This window comes from Ferruginibacter sp. (genome assembly GCF_028288465.1).
In the GTDB taxonomy this organism is placed as follows: domain Bacteria; phylum Bacteroidota; class Bacteroidia; order Chitinophagales; family Chitinophagaceae; genus Ferruginibacter.
The window spans coordinates 197979-222038 of the sequence record NZ_JAQBNR010000001.1; the positions used below are offsets into that span (position 1 = coordinate 197979).

The 24060-nt window shown below is 40.5% G+C and carries 21 protein-coding genes; 3 read left to right on the forward strand and 18 right to left on the reverse strand.

Annotated elements, in window-relative coordinates; all coding sequences use genetic code 11:
• Nucleotides 1-58: 58 nt before the first annotated feature.
• Nucleotides 59-979, reverse strand: a complete 921-nt coding sequence (locus tag JWR61_RS00865; RefSeq protein ID WP_301925990.1) for a glycosyltransferase family 2 protein — start codon at nucleotides 977-979, stop codon at nucleotides 59-61.
• A gap of 136 nt (nucleotides 980-1115) precedes the next feature.
• Between JWR61_RS00865 and JWR61_RS00870 the strand changes: the two genes are divergently transcribed.
• On the forward strand, nucleotides 1116-2087 hold the full coding sequence (locus JWR61_RS00870) for a glycosyltransferase family 2 protein (protein WP_301925991.1): 972 nt from the start codon (nucleotides 1116-1118) through the stop codon (nucleotides 2085-2087).
• 6 nt (nucleotides 2088-2093) lie between these two features.
• Here the strand turns inward: JWR61_RS00870 and JWR61_RS00875 are convergent, their stop codons facing one another.
• From JWR61_RS00875 to JWR61_RS00895, 5 genes are all read right to left on the reverse strand, one after another.
• The gene (locus tag JWR61_RS00875) at nucleotides 2094-3152 is read right to left on the reverse strand and encodes a glycosyltransferase family 1 protein (protein ID WP_301925992.1); all 1059 of its coding nucleotides are present in this window, start codon (nucleotides 3150-3152) and stop codon (nucleotides 2094-2096) included.
• 110 nt (nucleotides 3153-3262) lie between these two features.
• Nucleotides 3263-4810: a YifB family Mg chelatase-like AAA ATPase gene (locus JWR61_RS00880; protein WP_301925993.1), complete on the reverse strand. Its 1548-nt coding sequence runs from the start codon at nucleotides 4808-4810 to the stop codon at nucleotides 3263-3265.
• Nucleotides 4811-5014: 204 nt separating this feature from the next.
• The gene (locus JWR61_RS00885; RefSeq protein WP_301925994.1) at nucleotides 5015-6814 is read right to left on the reverse strand and encodes an ABC transporter ATP-binding protein; all 1800 of its coding nucleotides are present in this window, start codon (nucleotides 6812-6814) and stop codon (nucleotides 5015-5017) included.
• 187 nt (nucleotides 6815-7001) lie between these two features.
• On the reverse strand, nucleotides 7002-8318 hold the full coding sequence (locus JWR61_RS00890; protein ID WP_301925995.1) for a DNA mismatch repair protein MutS: 1317 nt from the start codon (nucleotides 8316-8318) through the stop codon (nucleotides 7002-7004).
• Between the two features lie 153 nt (nucleotides 8319-8471).
• Nucleotides 8472-9818 (reverse strand): dihydroorotase, encoded by a 1347-nt coding sequence (locus JWR61_RS00895; protein ID WP_301925996.1) that lies wholly within the window; start codon nucleotides 9816-9818, stop codon nucleotides 8472-8474.
• Nucleotides 9819-9857: 39 nt separating this feature from the next.
• On the opposite strand from JWR61_RS00895, the gene JWR61_RS00900 reads away from it, so the two are divergent.
• A complete protein-coding gene (locus JWR61_RS00900) occupies nucleotides 9858-11573 on the forward strand; it encodes a hypothetical protein (RefSeq protein WP_301925997.1) in 1716 nt (571 codons plus the stop codon).
• Nucleotides 11574-11598: 25 nt separating this feature from the next.
• On the opposite strand, the gene JWR61_RS00905 is transcribed toward JWR61_RS00900, so the two are convergent.
• Both JWR61_RS00905 and ubiE read right to left on the reverse strand, forming a co-directional pair.
• Nucleotides 11599-12330: a porin family protein gene (locus JWR61_RS00905; RefSeq protein WP_301925998.1), complete on the reverse strand. Its 732-nt coding sequence runs from the start codon at nucleotides 12328-12330 to the stop codon at nucleotides 11599-11601.
• The gene (gene ubiE, locus JWR61_RS00910; protein WP_301925999.1) at nucleotides 12303-13046 is read right to left on the reverse strand and encodes a bifunctional demethylmenaquinone methyltransferase/2-methoxy-6-polyprenyl-1,4-benzoquinol methylase UbiE; all 744 of its coding nucleotides are present in this window, start codon (nucleotides 13044-13046) and stop codon (nucleotides 12303-12305) included. Before ubiE ends, JWR61_RS00905 begins: the two co-directional genes overlap by 28 nt.
• A gap of 204 nt (nucleotides 13047-13250) precedes the next feature.
• On the opposite strand from ubiE, the gene yihA reads away from it, so the two are divergent.
• Entirely contained in the window at nucleotides 13251-13895 is a 645-nt protein-coding gene (yihA, locus tag JWR61_RS00915; protein ID WP_301926000.1) for a ribosome biogenesis GTP-binding protein YihA/YsxC, read from the forward strand.
• A gap of 98 nt (nucleotides 13896-13993) precedes the next feature.
• On the opposite strand, the gene JWR61_RS00920 is transcribed toward yihA, so the two are convergent.
• From JWR61_RS00920 to JWR61_RS00965, 10 genes are all read right to left on the reverse strand, one after another.
• A complete protein-coding gene (locus JWR61_RS00920) occupies nucleotides 13994-14467 on the reverse strand; it encodes a ribonuclease H-like YkuK family protein (RefSeq protein ID WP_290339069.1) in 474 nt (157 codons plus the stop codon).
• 249 nt (nucleotides 14468-14716) lie between these two features.
• A complete protein-coding gene (locus JWR61_RS00925) occupies nucleotides 14717-16294 on the reverse strand; it encodes a T9SS type A sorting domain-containing protein (protein WP_301926001.1) in 1578 nt (525 codons plus the stop codon).
• A 75-nt stretch (nucleotides 16295-16369) separates the two neighbouring features.
• Nucleotides 16370-16840: a hypothetical protein gene (locus tag JWR61_RS00930; protein ID WP_301926002.1), complete on the reverse strand. Its 471-nt coding sequence runs from the start codon at nucleotides 16838-16840 to the stop codon at nucleotides 16370-16372.
• 139 nt (nucleotides 16841-16979) lie between these two features.
• Nucleotides 16980-17345: a CoA-binding protein gene (locus tag JWR61_RS00935; RefSeq protein ID WP_301926003.1), complete on the reverse strand. Its 366-nt coding sequence runs from the start codon at nucleotides 17343-17345 to the stop codon at nucleotides 16980-16982.
• Between the two features lie 95 nt (nucleotides 17346-17440).
• Nucleotides 17441-17842: a thiol-disulfide oxidoreductase DCC family protein gene (locus JWR61_RS00940; RefSeq protein WP_301926004.1), complete on the reverse strand. Its 402-nt coding sequence runs from the start codon at nucleotides 17840-17842 to the stop codon at nucleotides 17441-17443.
• Nucleotides 17843-17885: 43 nt separating this feature from the next.
• On the reverse strand, nucleotides 17886-18641 hold the full coding sequence (locus tag JWR61_RS00945; protein WP_367881784.1) for a TIGR01777 family oxidoreductase: 756 nt from the start codon (nucleotides 18639-18641) through the stop codon (nucleotides 17886-17888).
• Between the two features lie 134 nt (nucleotides 18642-18775).
• Nucleotides 18776-19234 (reverse strand): hypothetical protein, encoded by a 459-nt coding sequence (locus tag JWR61_RS00950; RefSeq protein WP_301926005.1) that lies wholly within the window; start codon nucleotides 19232-19234, stop codon nucleotides 18776-18778.
• Nucleotides 19235-19707: 473 nt separating this feature from the next.
• Nucleotides 19708-20214 carry a GbsR/MarR family transcriptional regulator gene (locus JWR61_RS00955; RefSeq protein WP_290339077.1) on the reverse strand — a complete coding sequence of 169 codons (507 nt, stop codon included), beginning with the start codon at nucleotides 20212-20214 and terminating at the stop codon, nucleotides 19708-19710.
• A 117-nt stretch (nucleotides 20215-20331) separates the two neighbouring features.
• The gene (locus tag JWR61_RS00960; protein WP_301926006.1) at nucleotides 20332-21975 is read right to left on the reverse strand and encodes a pyruvate dehydrogenase complex dihydrolipoamide acetyltransferase; all 1644 of its coding nucleotides are present in this window, start codon (nucleotides 21973-21975) and stop codon (nucleotides 20332-20334) included.
• Nucleotides 21976-22175: 200 nt separating this feature from the next.
• On the reverse strand, nucleotides 22176-23996 hold the full coding sequence (locus tag JWR61_RS00965; RefSeq protein WP_301926007.1) for a DNA polymerase III subunit gamma/tau: 1821 nt from the start codon (nucleotides 23994-23996) through the stop codon (nucleotides 22176-22178).
• Nucleotides 23997-24060: the final 64 nt, after the last annotated feature.

Consider the following 24060-nt stretch of genomic DNA (forward strand, 5'->3'; position numbering starts at 1 on the left):
AGCTGCAGCAGGTGCTTGTTTCCCCATTTGTGAAGGAAGTAAAAGCATCTTCACTAATTTACATTTCTTTTTCAGCCCTCGATCTTTTCCTGATTTCATTTAACTGACTCAATTCACTTTTTTTTGAAAACCTGTAAATATCTTTTTTGTTCCTGATTAAAAACCAGAACAAAGGCCAGGTAAAACTGCCCTTTTTTTTCTGGAGATGTAAATTATAAAATTGTTTGTAGAATAATTTTTGTTTTTCTAATTCATTATTTTTAAGCAATTCAAGCCCTTGTAATTCCTTTATGAATTGCCCATGTCTTTTGTTAAAGCTTCTTGAACCGGCTACTTTTTCAATGTAACTTGGGGTTATATTTTTAGTATGTTGCCGGTACAGCGTTAGCTTTTCATCTAAATATTTTATACCATTTAGGTTTGAAGCTTGAACGGCAATCCACCAGTCATGAAAATGTTCTTCGGGTATTGGTAAGGCCACATTCAATAACTCCCTTGTGGCCATCATGGAATGGCCGGATACCGCATTGTCAACACTAAAGCCTTTTGAATCCATTACATCCTGTAACTTCCTGAAGTCAGATAAATTTTTATTCAGGGAATTGCCTTTAGAATCAACCAGTTTGCTGTCACTATAAACCAATGAATAACTACCAATTGAATTAAATAATCTCTCCACCTTCCTTGGCAGCCAGTAATCATCCTGGTCTGAAAAACAAATAAAACGGCCATTGGACAAGGCAGCGGCGACCCCAATATTTCTCTGTAAGCCTACATTTTTTTCATTGAAATTGATTGTGATTTTTGGATTGCTGGTGTATTTTTTTAAAATATTGCTGGTTTTATCTGTTGATGCGTCATCTGAAATGATGATTTCAATATTAGGATATGTTTGGTGCAACAGAGATTGTATCTGTTCTTCCAGATAGTCCGCACCGTTATATGTGCATAACAGTATAGATATTAACGGATGGTTCATTAAGAGTATTGTTTATTACTGTTTTGTTAAAAGGTTCAAAGAAACATCACCTTACTATTATTATTTTTGCAATAGCAGTTGCGTTTTAGCAAATCTAATGTAGCAGCCAGGCAATCTAAGTAAATATTAATTTATCGTGAATATCAATCAATCTGAGACTCAAAATCATGTCAGTTCGGAATTTCCACTCGTTTCGATTGTAATGGCTACTTACAATGGAAATAAATACCTAACCCAGCAAATGGAGTCGATCGTTGCTCAATCTTATCCGAATATTGAAGTTATTATTGTTGACGATCGAAGCACCGACGACACCGTTGAAATTCTACAACGTTTTCAGCAACAATATTCATTCCTAAAAATAATCCGGAATGAAGTTAATCTCGGCTACATTAAAAATTTTGAAAAAGGCTGCTTGCTGGCAAACGGCGAATTGATTGCTTTGTGCGATCAGGATGATTACTGGCATATCGATAAAATAAAAAACATGCAGGCTGCCATCGGTAATTATCCGCTCATCTACTGCGATTCCATTTTATGCGACGAGCATCTTAAGCCGCTCGGAGTAAACATATCTGACCGGGTAAACTCTATTGATTTTAATAGCTGTTTGCAGCAGGTTGTATTTTGCAGGATTTACGGTCATGCTACACTGATGACTAAATTTTTTCTTCAGCAGGCGGTGCCATTTTTAGAAGTTATACCACACGACTGGTGGTTGTGCTATATGGCAACATTTTATGGCGGAATAAAATACTTACCTGAACAACTGGTCAGCTACCGGCAGCACGCGGCTAATATTTTTGGAGTGGTAGGCAGCAAGAGCCGCAAGCATAACAAAATTAATAAGGCGGAAAGAAACAGGCTTGAAATGAGCCGCATCCGTACCAGGATGAATGCTTTTTACAATGCATGCCCGGATGCGCTGGTTAAAGAAAAAGCAGTGTTGAAAAAACTGGTAAAAACTTACCAGGATTTTTCCCTGGTCAATAATTTTCAGCGGATGATGCTGTTTTTCAAATACCAGGATCAATTCCTGGCGTCAAAAAAACGTTCTGCAATCAGGCGTTATTTGTTTTGCCTGAAGATGTTCGTGATAATAAAATAACTTCACTCAATATAAACTGCGGTAAATATTCAGGTATGCTGCAGCTGCATTGGGCCAGCTAAACATGGCTGCTCTTTTTTTTATTTTTTCAGCAGCGTTGCTGTTTTTGTAATGCTGCAATCCTTCCTTTACTGTCTGTTGCATAGCCTCTTTTTCAAATGATGGAAAATAGTAACAAACGTCTCCGCCAATTTCAGGCAGGGAGGTAAGCTGCGAAAGAAAAATAGGCACGCCAAAATACATAGCTTCCACAACAGGAGCACCAAAACCTTCTGTTAATGAGGGGAATAAGAATGCTTCACAATTTTTCATGTACCATTGCTTATCATTTTCTGTAACAGGACCTGTAAAGACGAGCCTTTTCTCTACTCCGTATTTTATAGCTATACTAATAATTTCCTGTTTGTAAGATTCACTGGCAGTAATGCCTCCAATTACCAATAACCTGTCGTTACCAACAAGCAAGGCTGGCAACACATGGAAATTCTTTTTTTTCATGATGGTGGCCAACGTGAAATAATAGGGCGCAACCGGTTTTATCAAAGGTGTCTGCAACGGATAAATTTCCCTTATAGTGCACCCGTTATACACTACTGAATTAGGCTTGTTTGTAAAGTCAATATATTGCTTCACATCATTGCTCGTAAAGTTGGAAATAAAGGCCACATGATTTGCCCTGCGTATTTTTTTTTCAACCTGTTGGATATAGCGCTTTTTTTTGGCCGCACTCTTGTCTGCGTTGTGCATAACATTGATGTCGTGTATGGTAAGAACTACCGGTAATTTATTTTTTAAAGGATAATAGTCGCTGTCCTGGTGCAATGAATGCCAAATGGAAAATTTTTTTAGTGACGGCATCAGCAATTTATGATAAGAGTGCTGAAAAAGATAATCCTGGTCGTTTCCAAAAGCGCCATTTTGTTCTTTCGGCAAAAAAAAACACAATTCTTCTGAATCGGGTTGAACAACTTTTTGCAGGGCCGGCACAAGATTGATGCAATAACTGTGAAGCCCTGTGTGAGGATATTTCATGCGTTCACAGTCGATGATTATTTTTTTAGACATGTTTTATTGTTGTTTTCCGGGCGCTTACAAAAATGCCCACACCAGTTTTATCTATTTTATATACGCTCCGGCGACTGAATGTCTAATTTGACGATTCTCAATTCACCACCTTATCCACCCCAACCTTCCCTGTCCAGGCTCCGGTATTGTATTGCCTCGGCAAGGTGCTCTGCTTTAATGTCTTCACTTCCCGAAAGGTCTGCAATGGTTCTGCTTACTTTTAAAATCCTGTCATACGCACGGGCTGATAAATTTAGTTTTTCCATAGCAATTTTCAACAGGTTTTGACTGGCAGTATTTATAATACAAATTTCTTTCAGCATTTTGCTGCTCATCTGTGCATTGGAATAAACGCCTTCATTGTTTTTATACCTTTCTTCCTGTATCTCCCTTGCTTTTATAACCCTTGCCCGTATACTGTCGCTTTTTTCAAATTGCCTTGTGCTGGATAGTTCACTAAACGCTACTGGGGTTACTTCTACATGCAGGTCAATCCTGTCAAGCAATGGTCCCGAAATTTTGTTAAGGTATTTTTGTACAGCTCCGGGTGGGCAGGTGCAGGGTTTTTCCGGGTGATTAAAATAGCCACAGGGGCAGGGGTTCATACTGGCGATCAGCATAAAGCTGGCTGGAAATTCCAATGCAATTTTTGCCCTGCTAATGGTCACTTTTCTTTCTTCCATTGGCTGGCGCATTACTTCCAGCACCGTTCTTTTAAACTCAGGTAATTCATCTAAAAATAACACACCGTTATGTGCCAGAGAAATTTCTCCGGGTTGAGGATTACCGCCGCCCCCGACCAAAGCCACGTCGCTAATAGTATGATGCGGGCTCCTGTAAGGCCGTTTAGAAATTAACGTTGCATTTTCCGGCAGCTTGCCCGCCACGCTGTGAATCTTGGTGGTTTCCAAAGCTTCATGTAGGGAAAGCGGTGGCAGTATCGTTGGTAAACGCTTTGCCAGCATCGTTTTACCGGCACCAGGCGGGCCAATTAAAATGGCATTGTGGCCACCCGCCGCGGCTATCTCCAGTGCACGCTTGATATTTTCCTGGCCTTTTACATCACAAAAATCAATGTCAAAATCACTTTGCGCATAGGCAAATTCTTCTCTTGTATTTACGACGACGGGTTGTAATGTAGTTTCATCTTTAAAAAAATCAATTACTTCATTCAGATGGCTAACCCCATAAACCAGCAGGTTATTCACCATCGCTGCTTCGCGGGCATTTTGTTTAGGTACAATCAGGCCTTTAAAATTTTCTTTTCTTGCCTGGATGGCTATTGGCAAAGCACCTTTGATGGACCGGACAGAACCGTCTAAGCTCAGTTCTCCCATAATCACATAGTCTGTCAATTTTTCAGGATTAATCAGTTGCTCACTTGCCCCGAGTGTGCCCATTGCTATCGGCAGGTCAAAAGCAGTACCGCTTTTACGAATATCGGCCGGGGCTAAATTTACAATCAGCCTTGTACGCGGCATAAAATAACCATTGTCTTTAATGGCGCTTTCTACCCTCAATAAACTTTCTTTTACAGCGCCATCCGGCAGGCCTACAATGATGGCGTCAGACTTGCCCTGGTTATTGATATTGACTTCTACCGCAATGGTAATTGCTTCTACGCCATAAACAGCGCTGCCATATGTTTTAACCAGCATGGGTGAATGATTAAGGATTTGATAAATGAAATGAAAGATAAGCAATACATTTTTTAAATGCTACAGGTTTACACTTCAAATAAAACATTGAGGAGATAAATTGATTGCTGCGATTTACGATCAATAGTATTGTTTAGTTGAAGTGTGCGACGCCTTTGAAGATTGATTGTAATACAGAAGCCGGGTTCAGAAATATCAACACATTTATTTTATCTCCTGCATTTTTACAAGCCGGGTATAAAAACCGTTTTGTGCTAGGAGTATTTCGTGAGTACCTCTTTCAATAATTTCACCTTTTTGCAAAACAATAATTTCATCTGCATTGCGGATAGTGCTTAGCCGGTGGGCTATTACCAGCGAGGTTCTGTCCTGCATCAGGTTCACGATGGCGTCCTGCACCAGGCGCTCACTTTCTGTATCAAGCGAAGAGGTGGCTTCATCTAAAATCAGTATCGGTGGATTTTGTAAAACCGCCCGCGCAATGGTGACACGTTGGCGTTCGCCACCACTTAACTTCATACCGCGGTCACCAATGTTTGTGTTATAACCATCTTCTTTTAGCATGATGAATTTATGCGCATTCGCAATCATCGCGGCTTCTTCAATTTCCGTTGCAGTTGCCTTGCTGTTACCCAGTGCAATATTGCTTGCAATCGTATCATTAAATAAAATCGCTTCCTGTGTTACTACGCTCATTTGCCTGCGTAAGGATTGAATGGTAAACTCTTTGATATTTACGCCATCAATCAGAATTTCTCCTTCTGCAACATCATGAAATCTTGGGATGAGGTCTGCCAGCGTTGATTTTCCAGCACCTGAAGAGCCCACGAGCGCCACTGTTTTACCTTTCTCAATCACGAAGCTGATGTTTTTTAACACGGGCTTATCATCGTAGTTAAACGATACATTTTTGAACTCGATGCTATAATGAAAACCGGACAATACGGTAGCATTTGGCTTTTCTTCTACTTCCAAAGGCGCATTTAAAATATCTTCAATTCTTTCTACGGCACCCAAACCTTTTTGTAAATTAGAAATGGTAGTGGAGAAATTTTTTGCGGGGTTGATGATCATTGCAAAAGCTACAATAAAACTGACCAGCTCACCGCCGGTAAGATGATTGCCCGGACTAAAAACAAATCTGCCGCCAATGTATAAAATAGCACTCAATACTGTCACTCCCAGTGTTTCCGTTAACGGGCTTGCCAAATCACGGCGCAGGGTCATTTTGTTTAGCATGAAAAACATTTTATTGTTTCCATCGGTAAACTTTGTCAGCATACGCGATTCTGCTGTGAATGCTTTTATTACTTTAATGCTGCCCAGCGTTTCTTCTACATGGGATAAATTTTCGCCGTTGGCTGCGGAATATTCAACCGACTGCCTTTTCAAGCGCTTGCTAACACGGCCGATGAGCAGTCCTGTGACGGGTAGAAAAATCAGCAGGAAGAGGGATAGTTGCGGGCTGATGAAGATCATGGAAATTAAAAAACCGATGATGAGCAAAGGATCTTTTATCAATCCTTCCAACGCAGTAAATATGGAATTTTGTACTTCAGTAACATCGCCGATCATGCGGCTCATAATATCGCCCTTTCTTTGTTCTGTAAAAAAGCTAATGGGCAACTGTAAAATTTTAGAGTAAAACCGTAGACGGAAATCGGTCATAATCCGGCTCCGCATAGGTGTTGAAATATAGATAGAAAGATAGACGAAAAAGTTTTTGAGCAAAACTGAACCAACCATTACCATGCATATAATACCTAATGCATATAAAGGGGAATGATTTTTTACCAGCGCTGCAAAGAATATATTAAACCTTCCCAGTGAACTCTGAGGCACTGTTGGCATTGGGCTGTCGGCTTTAAATATGATATTAAAGAAAGGCGCCAGGGCGTTGATAGAGACCAGGGAAAACAAGGTGGCGAGGATGGAATAAAACAGGTATAAGGCCAGTTTATTTTTGGGTATATGTATGTACTTGAAAATCCTGAAAAATTTCATTATTGAATGCTGTTAATTTAAAAAAACGTAACTGCAAATGTACACGGAATAAAGAATAAGGGGATAAATTTAACGTGGCTGACAACGAATATCGAAAGGTTTAAACGTAATATGCTGTTGGATAGAGAAAATAATAATTACCCAACTCCCTGTACCAAAAGTTTCCTTTAGGGAAATGAGGCGGCTCCTACAACTTCTCCAGCATCTCCACCACACCTTCATTTTTTAAAATAAGATAACCGAGCCGGTCATTACTGATCCCATTTTTTAACTGATAGCTGAACAGCAGTTGATCATTGGTAACCGTGGTTTCAAAATAATTGAAACTTATGTTGGAATATTTTTTCAATGCGTCACCAATTTCGTACAGGTGTGTGCTTAAAATAAAGAGGGAATTATGGATTTTGAGAAACCCTTCAATCACGGTGGAAGAGCATTTCATGGCATCTTCAATATTAGTGCCTTTAAATAGTTCATCAATCAGGATAAGCCATTTGCGGCCGTCAGAAATTTTTGTTACGGTTGATTTAATACGTTGTACTTCGTTGTAAAAATAGCTTTCGCCTTTGTGTAGATTATCAGCCACATTGATATTACTTAACAGGCCATCGAATAAGCTCAGTTGCATATGTTGTGCAGGTACACCCATGCCAATATGGGCCAAAAAGACAGCAGTGCCAACAGACTTGATAAAAGTGCTTTTGCCAGCCATATTTGCACCAGTGAGGAATAAAAAATTACGGGCAGGGTCCAGCCTGATGTCATAATCCACCGGTGTGCTTAATAAAATGTGGTACAAACCTTTTGCTTCCAGCATAGGCTCGTTGTCTGTTACAAATTCAGGAAAGCTGAGGCCAAATTGTTTTACCGACATGGCCATACCATACCAGGCATCCAGCTGGCTGTACATATCCAGCAACTGCAACATGTTTCGCTTGTAATAATGCTTTAAAAAGCGGCCCAGCTGTAGTTGGTCAACAATGGTTAAATCACCAGCTTTGTTCTTTTTTTCGATGATGGCTAACTGCTCCGGCTGCATCATGTCGCGAACTGCTGTTAAAATATTCAGCAATGGCGCCGGGGTGGTATCGGTAATGAAATGTTTTACCAGTTTTTGCATGCCTTTAATAAAATCAAATGCATGACCCACTGAATATTCTACCAGGGAGAAATCGGCTTTGTGAAAATACTTGTATCCATAGGCAGAAATAACGGACGGGCTTGCCGGAATATCATCTATTGCGGCGTAATAAAATTTCCCGATCATTAAAACAGATCCATTGCTTATCTCGTCTGGCCAGTATTGCAGGTTTTTCAATATGGTTTGCAAGGTTTGTTGAATGCCGGTGATCGCCTCAATATTGTTGAGCGGGTTAGTAAAATTCTCATACATTTTGTCCCTTCCCCCAACGGTACGGCAAAGGTTTAATTTGCTAAATACCGAGAAATCGTCGCCTGTATCCAATATAGATAAGTCGGCCAGCGTGGTTTTATCTGTTTCCATAAAAAGAAATGTTCTTTATTACCTGAGATGTAATTAAAAGAACATTGAAATAATTTTTATTTTAAAAATTCCTGACATCGAAAATCATTCTTTCTAAACACTAACACTGTTGCCAAACAAAAATTACCGCATCCCATTCTCCCCCCGGGGGTGTTAGAAGGGGCCACCAAACTTCAATCTTTGCCCTTTCTCAGATTCATCCCACACACCTTTTCCATAAACCATATGGCCATTTACAAATGTATGCGTGATGGTTGCCGGAAAACCAAAGCCTTCCAGCGGGCTCCAGCCGCATTTGTATAAAATATTTTCTTTACTAACTACAGAAGGCTGATTCATATCTACCAGCACAAGATCAGCAAAGTAGCCTTCCCTTATATAGCCACGATCCCTTATGCCAAAGCACTCTGCAACGGCATGACTCATTTTCTCCACTATTTTCTCAAGCGAAATATTTCCCTGTTTATGATAATGCAACATCAGCAACAATGGATGTTGTACAAGCGGAAGGCCGGCATGTGCATGCTCATAGTCACCTTCTTTTTCTGACATCAGGTGTGGCGCATGATCCGTGGCAATAACGTCCAAACGGTCGTCCAGCAAGGCTTTCCATAAGGCGGCTTTGTTGTTGGGCGCTTTTATAGCAGGGTTGCATTTTATTTTGTAGCCAAGTTCAGCATAATCGTCTGAAGTAAAATGCAGATGGTGTACGCATACTTCGCTGGTAATTCTTTTTTGTTTTAAAGGGAACATGTTGCCAAACAACTGTAATTCCTTTTCAGTGCTGATGTGCAGTATATGCAGACGGGTGTTGAATTTTTTTGCAATTTGTATTGCCGCCAGAGAAGATTCATAGCATGCATTATCATCCCTGATCAATGGGTGATCAGAGGCGGTTAATACACCCTTGGCTGTTTTTAAACGCTGGTAATTATCCCTGATTATTTTTTCATCTTCACAATGCGTAGCCACCAGTAACTCAGTTTCCCTGAAAATTTTTTCCAATGTATTGTAGTTATCCACCAGCATATTACCCGTACTGGCACCCATAAAAATTTTTACACCGCAGATGTTTTCTTTTAATTTATTCACTTTTAAAACTTCTTCTGCATTGGTGTTACTAACTCCCATAAAAAAAGAATAATTGGCCAGAGAGTGTTGTGAAGCAATCCTGTATTTGTCTTCCAGTAAATCAACTGATAAGGCATTGGGTATAGTATTGGGCATTTCCATAAAACTGGTAACGCCACCTGCTACCGCCGCTTTGCTTTCTGTATAAATGGTGGCTTTATGTGTAAGCCCGGGTTCCCTGAAGTGTACCTGGTCATCTATCACACCGGGTAGTAAAAACTTACCTTCTCCATTTATTTCAGTAACATCGCTTTTGCAATTCAACCCCGAACCAATTTTTTCGATTCGTTCACCATCGGTTAGCAGATCGAGGGTTTCAATTTTTCCTTCGTTTACAATATGTGTGTTCTTAAAAAGGTATTTTTGCATATCTTCAAAATGAATGTTTCGTTAAACCAACAAAATTTTATGCAAATTATTAAAAGCATATTCAAACTGGCAGTTTTTATTTGTCCCTTTGCCGCTACGGCGCAATCAACCTATTTGCCGCAAGGAGACAAAGGCTATCATTTTGTTGACCGGTTGGAGATTAAACAGCAAACCAATACCGACCTCAATTTTTCTACGCTAAAACCCTATAACCGTAAATACCTCGTACAACAAGCCGAATATATTGACAGCCTTCGTAAGCAGTTCGCCAGTTCACTGGTGACGGAAGAAGCGGATCACGTAAAGTTTACCAAACTGGATGACTACAATATGAACAGCTTGCTGATGAATAACAGTGAGTGGGTTACAGGCTCCAAAGAAAGTTTTTTAAGCAAGAAGCCTTTCTGGGGAGCTTTTTATAAAACCAAACCCAACCTGCTGGAGGTAAATGTAAAAGACTTCTTCCTGGTCGTGAATCCAGTTTTGCAATTCAATTTGTCAAAAGAGTCCGGTAATAGTGAGACCATATTTTTAAACACAAGAGGTATAACTGCAAGGGGAATGATTGCTAAGAAGCTGGGCTTTGTAACTACCATCACAGATAACCAGGAAAGGAGCCCGCAATTTTTTCAACAATACATTGGCAGCGCCAGGGCGGTGCCGGGTGCAGGCTTTTATAAAGCCTTTAAAAGTACCGGCGTAGATTATTTTGATGCCAGGGGATACATTACATTTAATGCTGCAAAATATATTGACGTACAGTTCGGTTACGATAAAAATTTTATCGGCAATGGTTACCGTAGTTTGTTTTTAAGTGACTGGGGTAATAGTAACTTGTTTTTAAAGTTGAACACGAGAATCTGGAAATTAAATTACCAGAATTTGTTTATGGAACTGATGCCGCAGTTTGTAAAACATGGAGATGTTTTGCTGGACAGGAAATATGCAGCCATGCATCACCTGAGCATGAATGTTACCAAATGGCTGAACGTGGGCGTTTTTGAAAGCATCATTTTCGGCAGAAGAAACCATTTTGATTTTGAATATTTAAACCCGATCATATTTTTAAGACATATTGAAGGTACAGTTGGCAGTCCGGATAACGCTTTGCTGGGTGGAGATTTTAAAGCCAACATAGCACATAAGGTACAGGTATATGGGCAATTATTGCTGGATGAATTTGTGTTAAGCAGGATAAAAGCAAACCGCGGCTGGTGGGCCAATAAATATGGTACACAGCTGGGTATAAAATATATCGATGCCTTTGGAATTCCCAATCTTGATTTACAGGCGGAAACCAACAGGGTCAGGCCCTATACCTATTCTCACAATGATTCTGTTTCCAATTACAGTCATTATAATCAGCCATTGGCGCACCCGCTGGGAGCAAACTTTAATGAGTTTGTTGGCATTGCCCGTTATCAGCCTTTGGCTAAAGTATTTATTATGGCAAAACTTATTTATTATAAAAAGGGCCTGGATAGCTTGGGATATAATGCAGGTGGTAACATCTTTCGACTTGACACCGATCGCTATGGTATTGATGAAGGCTATACCGTTGGCGGAGGTAAAAAGGCAACCTGTATCAACGCATTGATGCAGGTATCTTATGAGTTAAGAGAAAATTTATATATCGACCTTTCCTACCAGCACCGCAGTTTTAAAGTGGTAAACACGCCAGCACAGGATAACTCAATGTCTTTGATTACCGCAGGAGTAAGGCTCAATATCGCCAAAAGGCAGTATGATTTTTAATCCATCTTTTATAAAAAAAGAAAACTTATTCAACAGTTAGTGAAAAGGAAATCATCCGGCTGTTGATTTTATCAATATTGCTGGAAAATTTAAGAAGCGGGTTACGGCTGTGCAGGTTGGCCAGTCCCCAGCTTACCTTTAACTCTGGCGTTAGAACAAAGTAAGGAAAGTACAGGTGAAAGCCAATGCCACCCTCAATCCCGTAGTCAAATTTATTTAGCTTAATCAACTCGTCACCATTGTTTTTTCCGGCATTGGCCGCCAGGTCATAATCAAACTTCACCCCAGCAATAGTGTATACTTTCATATTATCAATCCGGTCGCTGGTAAATTTTATTTGCACAGGCAAACTCATGGTAATAGACTGAACTTTTTTAATGGTCAGTTTACTTTCTCCACCCGGAACATCAGGATAAGCCAGCGAGTACTCAAAGGCCTTTTCACTGAATGTTAAGTCGAGCGGATATGTACGAACGTCAAAATGATCTGATAACGGGATATCTACAAGCCAGCCAAGGTTCAGGCCAGTGCTGTTAATACTTTCGATAGCAAGAACGCTATCCTGTTGTAAAAAACTTGAGTGATGTGTAAAACTGAAATGCGATTTATTAAAGCCGAGGTTAATGCCAAAATGATAAGGCTTATTATCGTGGTCGGGTTGGTTCAATTCACTGCGTAATTGCGATAGCCCGGTAAACGGGAGTAATGAACAAGCGATGATGATGGAGGTTATTTTTCTCCGCAATAGATGCTGCATATTCCTAAGCTCAATGGTTTACAATAAGTGTTTGTGTATCCCAGGTTATCCAGGATTAAAGTAAAATTTTTGCCTTCAGGAAATTTTTTAATTGATTCATCTAAATATTTATATGCGTTGCGGTTTTTCGAAAATATCTTACCCACATTGGGCGCCACCAGTTTCATATACACATTATACACCTGCGTAACACCGGCGGTTTTAGGTTGGCTGAATTCAAGCACCACTAATTTGCCGCCCGGTTTTAAAACTCTTTTAATTTCCGCCAGCCCCTTTTCAAGGTGTTCAAAATTTCTCACACCAAAAGCCACTGTTACCGCATCAAACGAGTTGTCCGCAAATTTTATTGTTTCACTGTCTCCATTCACCAGTTCGATCGTTTTTTCAAGGCCCTGCTTTTTAATTTTTGTACGGCCTATTTCCAGCATGCCGTCGCTGATATCAATGCCCGTAATTTTTTCCGGGTTCAGGATAGATGCCGACATAATTGCCACGTCAGCTGTGCCGGTTGCTACATCCAGGATCTTTTTCGGGTTTAATTTTTTTAGCTGGCGGATAGCTTTTTTCCGCCACCATATATCTACCCCGGCACTTAAAAAGCGATTTAAAAAATCGTACCGGTGAGCAATGTTATTGAACATATCCGCCACCTGGTCTTTTTTTGAAAGATCAGAATCTTTTAGCGGAACGATGGTATCGTGAGCAAATTGGGTCATTGTGGTGCAAAGATATAGGATTCAGCTTTTTTGGGTGGCTGTTGTTAAAGAATACGGAATATGTTTAACATTTTGATCAAAAAGCGTAATGCTGAAAGCGTCAAGCGTTGCCAATATTTCGAAACGTCCGGATTTTGCATCGGGCTTCAGCTTTGCGCCAGGGATACAGACCTAAGCTTTGCGCTTTCAGCCTATCTTTGCGGCATGCTTATAAAATCTGCAAAATATATCATCAGTAGTCCTGATTTTGAAAAATGCCCCGCCCCGGATAAGAAAGAATATGCTTTTATTGGTCGCAGTAACGTAGGCAAATCTTCTTTAATTAACATGCTTTGCAATAATGATAAGCTGGCCAAAACATCCGGCACGCCGGGCAAAACCCAACTCATCAACCATTTTGAAATTATTTCAGCTTCGGCTGTTAACACAAAAAAAGAGGGTGAAAATGTAAAATGGTACCTGGTTGATTTACCGGGTTATGGCTTTGCTAAAGTAAGCATCCGCAGCCGCAGAAGGTGGGAACAAATGATTGAAAATTACCTGCGCAAAAGAACCAATCTTGAGATGGTATTTGTTTTAATAGATGCCCGTCATACACCTCAGAAACTGGATCTTGATTTCTTAAATCAGCTGGATGCCTGGCAAATTCCCTTTACCCTGGTATTTACAAAAGCTGATAAAGAAACACAAGCCGTCGTGGCGAAAAATGTAAAATTATTTTTGGAACGATTAAGAAAAACATGGCAATTTTTACCACAGCATTTTATAAGCAGTGCTACTAAAAAATTGGGGCGTGATAAAATATTGCACCTGATTGATGAACGGAACGAAGTAAAGGAAGAAGGGTAAGCAGTCGACTATTCTTGTTAGTGCTATTAAAATATCAGGGAGTCGGATTTACAGTTTGTATGATTTAGCATACAAACAATTCAGTCAGAAACAGGAGGCTAGTTTACAATTTTGTTGGCGCAACTACTGCTGGCAAAGGCTTCCGGCTTGGCTTTAAATGCAAAGCCCATACCTAGTATGTAGCCCATCGCTTCACGTAAAGCCTCGTTGCTTTTAAATTGCGGATTGGTATTGATGTCGGCATGTACTTCCATGTCAACATCATACAACGTAAACAGGTCGCATAATTCATACGCAATTTCAATACTTTTGGCAACTTCAACCAGCATACGTTCTTTAATGCTGTACTTCACCAAACTTTTTTCATTGTGAATAAACATAAAGCCACCGCGGCCCTCGCGTAAAAACACAATTACGGTTGCAAATTCTGTTTCCTTGCCTTTTACCTGGCTGTCTGTACCGATGCAAACTTTAAGATGGTTGCCTGCTTTTGTTTCTCTTGTGATTGTTTCTTCTACCGCCTGTTTAATGGGTAGTTGAATGGGATCGCCATTGAATTTTCTCCATAACATATAAAAAAGGGTTTTTTAAAGTTACTTAAAAAATATATATCATCAACGTTGAGGCATTTCGTGATGAATTGATTTAATGTTTATTTAAGAAAACATTTTGTGGTATTGAAGGGAAGGGGCAGCTTAAGATGCTGAAAAGCATTTGCAAAGCATTCTATACTCTGCTGTATTTACGGGCAAGAATGAAAGCGGGAAATAAAAAAGGGCCAGCCCCTTACGCTGACCCTTTAACTTACACATGAATCTACCTTACTGTTTTATAATTCTTTCTGTTTGTTGTTGATTGTTGTTTACCAGTTGCAGTATATATATACCGGCCGGCCGGTTATCCATATTCAGCTGGTTAAAGCCTTGTCTGCCGTTTCCTGCGGCAAGGGTATTGCCGTTGATGTCATTCAACCGGTATTGATAATTGCTGTTTGCTGTTATGGAGAGCTGGCTATGCACCAAAGTAGAAACCTTAAAATCGGCTTTTACGGCGTCTTTTAAAACAATGGTATTGGAATACATGCTTTGATTGAGTACTGAAGTTACTTTTAGCCTGTAATAAATATCTCCACGCTGAAGTGGTGCATAGCTGTAACCGCTGGAAGTCCCATCGACTTTGGCGAGCGTACTGAAATTACTACCTGTGAGTGAAGACTCAACGGTAACAGATTGAACAGGTTCATCTGCCTGAATATTCCAGGTGAGGGAATGCTTGTTTTTTTCGCCTTTCCCTGCCAGGAGTACCTGCCGGATGGGTAACGTACCCTGCACGCCGGTAATGGTATAAGAACCAAGACTGCCATAATCTGTAGCGTTGCTATTACCAGCCCCCTGTACTATTATATAGTAATTGCCTGCGTTTAAAATTGTGTCGATGGTTACATTCATTTTGTCAGTTGGGTCGTAGGTATTAATCAACGTTTTTGTTGCGTCGTATAAGCTTACTTTCACATCCAGGTCAGCGCCATTGTTATTGGCCGCGATGCTAAATGGAGAAATATCCAGATGAATATTTGAATTTACCGCTACCGGAATTTTAAATGCGTCCAGGTCGGTAGAAGTAGTGATGATGCCGGTTACAGGAACAGGTGACAAATTGATCTGCGTTGGTGATCCGCTGATAGCATCACTGAAATCATCCGGTCTGTAAGTAAAGCCATTTTGGGTGGTAATGATGGAAAGGTTATCCTGAGTTGCAGTGCATCCATAGGGGGTGGGCCCATTGTTCCAGCCGCTCATGTTACGGTTATAACTATTGCCCATAATGGGTGCCCAGGCAACCTGGCCTGTACCCGCCCCATCATTGTAGGTGGCCGTTAAGTTACAGCTGCCATCGTATCTCGACTGGTGAGACAAGCCTACGGAATGTCCGCTTTCATGAGAGCAGCATTCGGCTACATATTTTGCGTTATTGGGCCCAAGCCGGTCACAAAAAACAAAACATGGCGTATCGTCACCCCAGGTAAATGAGCCTACGTAAGATATGCCTCCTACACCTGGATACCAGGCACTGGTAGGGGTAATAACCACCCTGATTCTTTTTTTAAGAGGAGCAGCCAAAAAAACGAGTGAATCTGTTGTAATATTCATATTAAACGGCCGGTAGTCTTCAGCAACTCTGTTGAATACTTCAGTTATCTGGGCATCTGTCATTGGAGCCGAAGCACAGGTAAACGGGGTGCCGCCCTGCCAGAGTGGGCTGTAAACATTGTGACCGTCAAAGTCCAGAAAGATGGTTGCACTTGCAGTTGGATAGCTGCTTAATTTAGGCAAACCATAGGTATCGAAAGAAACCAACAATGCTATCAATAGCACAAAAAGGGTAGTAGGTTTTCTCATGTTAATAGTTTTCTTTCCGGTTTGTCAGGCCAGAAACATGTAGGGTAAGGATTTTGTAAGGTAGTAGGGTATGCTTTACTGACTACAGGTGGGAAGCATTTTTTCCAACTCGATTTTCACGAACTGATAGTTGCCTCCTCCTTTATTTTTAAGTTCAAATCCGTCCGCATAAGCAGGATCAAACAAATGACCGGAGTATACAATCTGATTGTCCTCATCTATTATCCTGGAAATTGTGAACGATATATTATTAAACTGCGCCAGTTTTACAACTACCGTTTGAAGGTTGCTGTATTTTGAAATATTGCTTTTTACATTTCCATCCAGCATAAGATTGCTGTTGAAAGAAACTGCAATGTTTTCTCCGGGGCGGCTGTTAAAAAAACTGTTTAACTGTCCGGCTGTACAATTGATAACGTCAGGAAATTGAGTGAATAAAGCTGGTTTAGCAGGAGAGGCCCTGTTTTGGGGATGCTCTTGTGCAAAGCTGGTGACTGCTGCAAGGATTAGCAGTACCAAAAGGGTGGTAGTTGCAAGGTGTTTCATGGTACAAAGGATTTAAACAAAACTATTGTGTAGGGAATAGATTTGTCTTTACAGAGAACGACAGTCCGTTAATATTATTTTATAAAGAAGGGTTTTTCTTTCAGCAGACGGGTTTAAATTTGGATAGATACTATATGCATCAATACTGACCAGTGCTTAATAATACCAGTGTACAGGCTTCCTGGGTGGCAATGTTGTTTTTGTGTGCCAGCTCTTCCAGCGTTTCATTTTCAGTGCCTGGGTTAAAAATAATCCTGTTGGGGTGTAGTGAGATAATGTAATCATAATAGTCCGGTTGCCGGGCAGGATTGATGTAAAGTGTTACGGTATCAATATCGTCAAGAGGTTTTTTTTCAGTTTCAATTATTGTATTACCGATGCTGCCTTTTTTTATGCCTAACGCCACCACGGGGTGCTGATTTGCCGTTAACTTTTTCACTGCAAGGTAACTGTACCGTGCCGGATTTTCTGAAGCGCCAATAACGAGCGTTTTTTTCTTTTGCATACTTAAAATTACAAAATTTTACAACAAGATAGTTGCTGCTGTACGCGTCATGAAGCAGAATACATTTACAAAATGTTGCTTAAACAAGATTATCATCAGGGCAAAAATCTTGCTTTTAATTCAGGCGTTGGAATCATGCAGGTTTCTTTCTTTCCAAACCAACGGTAGCGGTTTTGCGCTATCCAGTTGTATACTGCATCCCGTAAAAACCGAGGAACAATTATAAAAATATATAAACAGCACCAGGCACCCCTTATTTGCCTGGCAACATACAGCGCTGCTGTCGATTTTGTGTAAATTTTATTATGCTGCACCAGGATGAATGAAGAAAATTCATCAGCGGGTAATTGATGTTGTCGCAATAGTTGCTGGCCCGCTTCACTTTGTAAAGAAGCAAATAAGAATTTACCATTGGGGTCGTGACGAATGATGAACTGCACAGCCCCGTTGCATAAATTACAAACGCCGTCGAATAAGATGATGGAGGTTGATTTCATTTGCCAGCAAAGTTACATCCGTGAATGAATTATACCCGTGGATTTAATGTCCGTCCAAAATGTCATTAAGTGCATGATCCAGCTGTTCAAATTTAAATATGTAGCCGCAGGCTAATAATCTTTCCGGGACAACCCACCTGCTTTTCAAAATCAATTCTGTTTCAGTGCGGATAATAACAGCTCCTATCCGAAGCAGCCATACGGGAGCTGGTGCGCCAAACCTCACCTTCATATTATTGCGTAATGATTTCATTAGTGTATAATTATTTACGGGATTAGGTGCCGACACATTGAATACACCTTCCAAAATTGTATGTTTTTTTAAAAACAAGATTATTTCAAAAATATCTTCTACATGTATCCAGCTAAACATCTGTCTCCCGGTTCCCTGCCTACCCCCAAGGCCAAATTGAACCAATCTTTTCAATGGTTTTAGAACGCCTCCATCTTTGCCTAATACGATCGCCATCCTTAATGCGACCTGCCTTGTGTTCTTTAATTCGAAACCGAAAAATGCTTTCTCCCAGCTGGTGGCAATATTCACCGAGAATCCGCTACCAATCTCACCTGCAGATTCTGTCATTGGCCTGTCTTCTGCATGCCGGTAAATTGTTGCTGTACTTGAATTGATCCAGAGTTTCGGCGGATTCTTACATTTTAATATGGCATCACCCAGGGCAATGGTGGTGTTTATTCTTGAGTCGAGAATCTCTTTTTTATTTTGGTCATTGTATCTGCAGTCAACAGATTTTCCGGCTAAATTAACCAGTATAGCTGCATTTTCAAGTGCCTTAATAATTGCCGTTGTGTCGGTCCATTTAACATGATCAGGATGTCTCTAAATTATTTTAACATCGAAACCCAACGCATTGAATCTTTCCCTGAGATAATTTCCGATGAAACCTGTTCCACCGGCAATAATAATTTTTTCTTTCATTTTAAAAGTATAAAAAGTAAAACAATAAAGCGGTAAAATACCCAGGTGTAAGAGAGCATTTCCGGCAGCGATAATGTAGCAACTACCCGCTTATGTACAAAAAAGAGAACGAGAACGATAGCAAAAAAGTAGGCGAGGTTTACCATATCGTTTATTTGGTAAACGAGATTGATGCGCAATAACGGCCAGAGTAAAACAGCCCCAATGAATGATATCATCAAAAGGTTGAAATAGTAATCCAGCTTTAGTGAATTGGGTTTTTTATAAATCAACGGAAACTGGAACAACATCATGCCTGTAATCATGAAAAGCTCAAACTGCCAGTTATATTTTATTACAATAAGATGCTGAATCAGCAAGGCAAAATGGCTTAAGGTGAAGGCTGTCACAGCAATACAAAATGCTATTGCAGCTAATTTAAAGATTGGCAGAATTGTTATTTTTGAGACTTGCATGATATATTTTGAAGTGTAAATATTACTTAAGTAATGCCAGCGGCCGTTGCATTTTTATATACACTTCTTCATAACATATCCAGGTATACCAAATCGCCATAAATGGTGCTGTAAATACTAAAATAACAAATGAACCCAGTGGCATTGTGACTATACTTATAAATGTAATCCAATGATATGCATAGCGCTTGCCTTTATTGTAAGTAAACCAATGATTGAATGCGTGAACAATCATACTGCTAACCTGCCAGCCGCCCACAACGAAGTAACCGGTTAAAAAATTCTAGTCAACAATGGGCCTTTCAGTTTTTAATAAAGTAACTATGGTGAAAAAAATAATTAAACACGAACTTATCCAAAAATCTATTTTCTTAATACTTTTAATGATTGTATATTTTATAATTTCAGAAATATTTGAAAGTTTGTATCCAAATAAAAGCTGCAGTGCAGCTTGTTTAGTTGGAGTTGCTGATCTATTTAAACAATTTCATCAACCCGCTTAAAAACCAGTTTTCGTCCGCCTTTACCATCATGTCCAGCATTTTTTCTGCCTGGTTGCCGAATTTCCGGATGCCGCTTACCGTATCAACAAATTGTTTCACATTTTTATCTTTCTTATCGCCTTCAATTTTTTCCAGCTGACCCAGTAATTTCAGCATGGGGTCAAGTTCCCGTTTCTTTCTTTCCTGTATAATTTGTGTTGCTATCTTCCAGGTATCTTTTTCGGCTGAAAAATATTCTTTCCTTTCTCCAGGTATCAAAACCCTGTCAACCAGTCCCCAGCTAATCAGGTCACGCATATTCATATTCACATTACCACGGCTTACATTCAGCTGCTCCATTACATCTTCCTGGGTAAGCGGATCCGGGCTCACCATCAGCAATGCATGTATTTGTGCCATCGTGCGGTTAATACCCCACTGGCTACCAAAGGCGCCCCAGCTGCTGATAAATTGTTGCTTTGCTTCGGTTAATTTCATATGTTAAAGCTAAAATATATTCCTGAACTTTCAAAATATATTGAAAAAATAATTTTGACCCGGCAAAAAAAAAGCGTTGGCTTAATTGCCAACGCTTTTGAGCTATTTTATTTTAAATTATACCAGCATGGTAACCGGGTTTTCTAAAAATTTCTTAAGTGTTTGTAAAAAAGATGCTCCCACTGCACCGTCCACACTTCTGTGATCACAGCTCAGCGTTAGTTTCATCACATTGGTCACAGCAAAACCATCCCCTTTTTTAACAACTTTTTCCTTAATAGCGCCCACTGCTAAAATGGCGCTGTCCGGCGGATTAATGATGGCGGTGAATTCTTCAATGTCCATCATTCCCAAGTTGGAAATGGTAAATGTATTGCCACTAAATTCGTTTGGCTGTAATTTTTTGGATTTTGCTTTACCATAAAGTTCTTTAGCATCAGCCGCTATCTGTGATAAAGATTTCTGATCTGCAAAGCGGATCACCGGAACAATCAGCCCTTCAGGTAATGCAAGTGCAGAACCAATATGAATGTGCTGGTTGTGGCGGATAAAATCTCCCATCCAGCTGCTGTTCACATCCGGATGCTGGCGCAGTGCCATCGCACTTGCTTTTATCACCATATCGTTAAAGGAGATTTTTACAGGGCTAACTTCGTTCATGGCTGTTCTTGCAGTCATGGCGTTGTCCATGTTAATTTCCATGGTAAGATAAAAATGCGGCGCTGCAAATTTGCTTTCGCTTAAACGACGGGCTATAACTTTACGCATTTGTGTTAGCGGCGTGTCAGTGTATCCTTCCTGCCCAACTGCGGTAAATGCAGGTGCGGTCGCAGCAGGCGCCGAGGCAGGCTCTGCAGCTGTTTTTGCAGGTGCAGCAGCGGGCGTATAGTTGTCTATGTCTTTTTTGGTGATGCGGCCATTATCCCCGCTGCCGTTTACTTTTGATAAATCTATTCCTTTATCGGCGGCCAGTTTTTTAGCAAGTGGAGAAGCTTTAATGCGCTGGTCAGGCGAAGCATTTTCTGCAACCTGCGGAGCAGCTTGATCAGCAGGAGCGGTCGCAGCCTCTGTAGCAACAGGAGCTGAGGCCACTTCTGCATTGGCACCAGATTTTTCTGCAGCAACATATGCGCTCACATCCGTTCCCGGTTTACCAACTATGGCAATAATTTCATTTATCTTGGCAGCTTTACCAGCTTCCACTCCAATGTATAATAAAGTACCTTCTTCATAACCTACCACTTCCATAGTGGCTTTATCGGTTTCTACATCTGCGAGTACATCATCACTTTTTACCTGGTCGCCCACTTTTTTATTCCAGGATACAATCTTTCCTTCCGTCATTGTATCGCTTAACAAAGGCATTCTTATTTCTTTTGCACCGGCAGGCAGCGCAACTTTTTGAGATTTGGTCTCAGGTGCAAGTGTGGTAGCAGCTGGTGTTGCAGCTTTGCTATCTGCGGCAGGCGCTGCCGGTGCAGCAGTCTTGTTATCGCCTTCCAGCAGGGCTTTATAATCCTCACCTTCCTTACCTACGATGGCAATAATCTGGTTTATTTTAGCAGCCTGTCCTGCAGGTACGCCAATATAAAGCAAAGTGCCGTCCACATAGCCCGTCACTTCCATGGTAGCTTTGTCGGTTTCCACATCTGCCAGCACGTCATCACTCTTTACTTTATCGCCTACTTTTTTATTCCAGGTTACTATTTTTCCTTCCGTCATAGTATCGCTCAACAGCGGCATGCGTATCACTTCTGCCATAATAAATAATTTCTGTTTGTTTTTTTAATTGAAGGTCGAAATTAATGCAAAAAAGGGAAATCAACCATTGTTCGTTAGCGCATTTCCAATTGTTGCAATAAAAAGCATTTGTTTCAGACAAGCAAAACTTCTGAAACAAAAGACACCGTGTCAAAGGGACTTTGAATCCGGAGCTGTTAACATGAATGTGAAATTATATGTTAATCCAGTTCCAGTTTCAATCTTTCTTTCAGCTCTTTAACCAGCGGGTACTCTTCTATGATTTTCAGGTACTGCTGTTTTCTTGTCAGCGGAACATCTGTTTCAACCGCGGTATCTTCTTTTTCTATTACCAACACCTGGTATGTAAGCAAACGGTTATTGAAATGTTGCTGCAGGTGGGTAACCAGATCTGCACGTTCAACTTCAATAAAAGCTTTGTGTATTTCGCCCTGGGTAATGATTTCGATGGTGTTGTTGTCAATAACCTTCAGCTCTGCGGCTTTAAAATTAGTTACCGCCGAAAAATTACTTTTATTTCGCAGCTTTTCAATAAACAGGCCCCAGCAAACATACAGTTCGTCTTCAGTTATTCGCACGGCTTCGTTGCTGCCGTTTTGATTTTGTTGCGCTATTTGCTGGCGTATTTTGCTAAGTGAACCTAGTGTAGGTTTTGCAGCCCTGGCTGCAGTTGCATTTGAAGTATTGCCCGGCGCCTTATAAGGAGATGACTTTTTTATTACCGGTGATGGTTCTTCAATGATCAATTTTGCTTCTGCCTGCGGTTGCCGGTTTACGGGTTGCTTAAGTTGTGCTTCTTGTTCACCATGCTTTTCAACAGATGATGGCTTTAATTTTTCAATCGGCAGCGCACGGAAAGCAATGGTTTTTGCACCATCAATCAGTTTTTTTTTACTTACAACGCCATCGTTGTTTACCAGTTCCAAGGCCTGCTGCAAATAGCTGAGCTTAATAATAGTGAGCTCTACATGCAGGCGTTTGTTGCGGGATTGTTTATAATTCAGCTCACTTTCGTTTAAAATATTTAAAGCACTGATGATAAATGCCGCTGGTATTTTTTGGGCTGTTTGTAAATATTTTTGTTTAAAATCTTCCGCTACTTCCAGCAGCATAGCCACTTTTGCATCCCGGCTTACCAGCAGATTGCGCAAAAATTCTGAAAAGCCATCCAGTACCGTATCTCCTTCAAAACCTTTCCGGTTAATTTCATCATACATCAGCAAAGCACTGCTTAAATCCTGCTGCTGCAAATAATCCAGCAGTTTAAAATAATAATCTTCATCCAGGATGTTCAGGTGCTCCAGCGTATTGGTATAAGTCACGGCGCCGTTTGTAAAGCTTACAATCTTATCCAGGATACTCAGGGAATCCCGCATGCAGCCTTCGCTTTTTTGCGCAATTACATGCAGTGCAGCCTTGTCTGCTTTTATTGATTCTTTATCGCAGATTTCTTGCAGGTGTTCAACCGTATCATTGTTGGTGATGCGCTTAAAATCAAATATCTGGCACCTGCTTAAAATAGTAGGTAGTATTTTATGTTTTTCAGTGGTTGCTAAAATAAAGATGGCATAGGGAGGAGGTTCTTCCAGCGTTTTTAGAAATGCGTTGAATGCAGATGAACTTAGCATGTGGACCTCATCTACTATATATACCTTGTATTTACCCGCCTGTGGCGCAAAGCGCACCTGCTCCACCAGGCTGCGGATATCATCTACGGAGTTATTGCTGGCAGCATCCAGTTCATGTATATTTAAAGAAGTGCCGGCATCAAAAGAAATGCAGCTGTTGCATACATTGCAGGCTTCCCCGTCTTTAGTTTGATTTTCGCAGTTGATTGTTTTAGCCAATATCCTGGCACAGGTAGTTTTACCCACACCTCTTGGTCCGCAAAATAAAAAGGCGTGCGCCAGCTGGTTATTTTTAATAGCATTTTTCAGCGTGGTAGTAATATGCGCCTGCCCCACCACAGTTGAAAAATTTTGCGGCCTGTATTTTCTTGCCGATACTACAAATTTATCCATGCGTGCAAATTACGATTAATAGCCTTTTTTGAAAAGATAATTATTAAAAGGAAAGTAGTTTCAA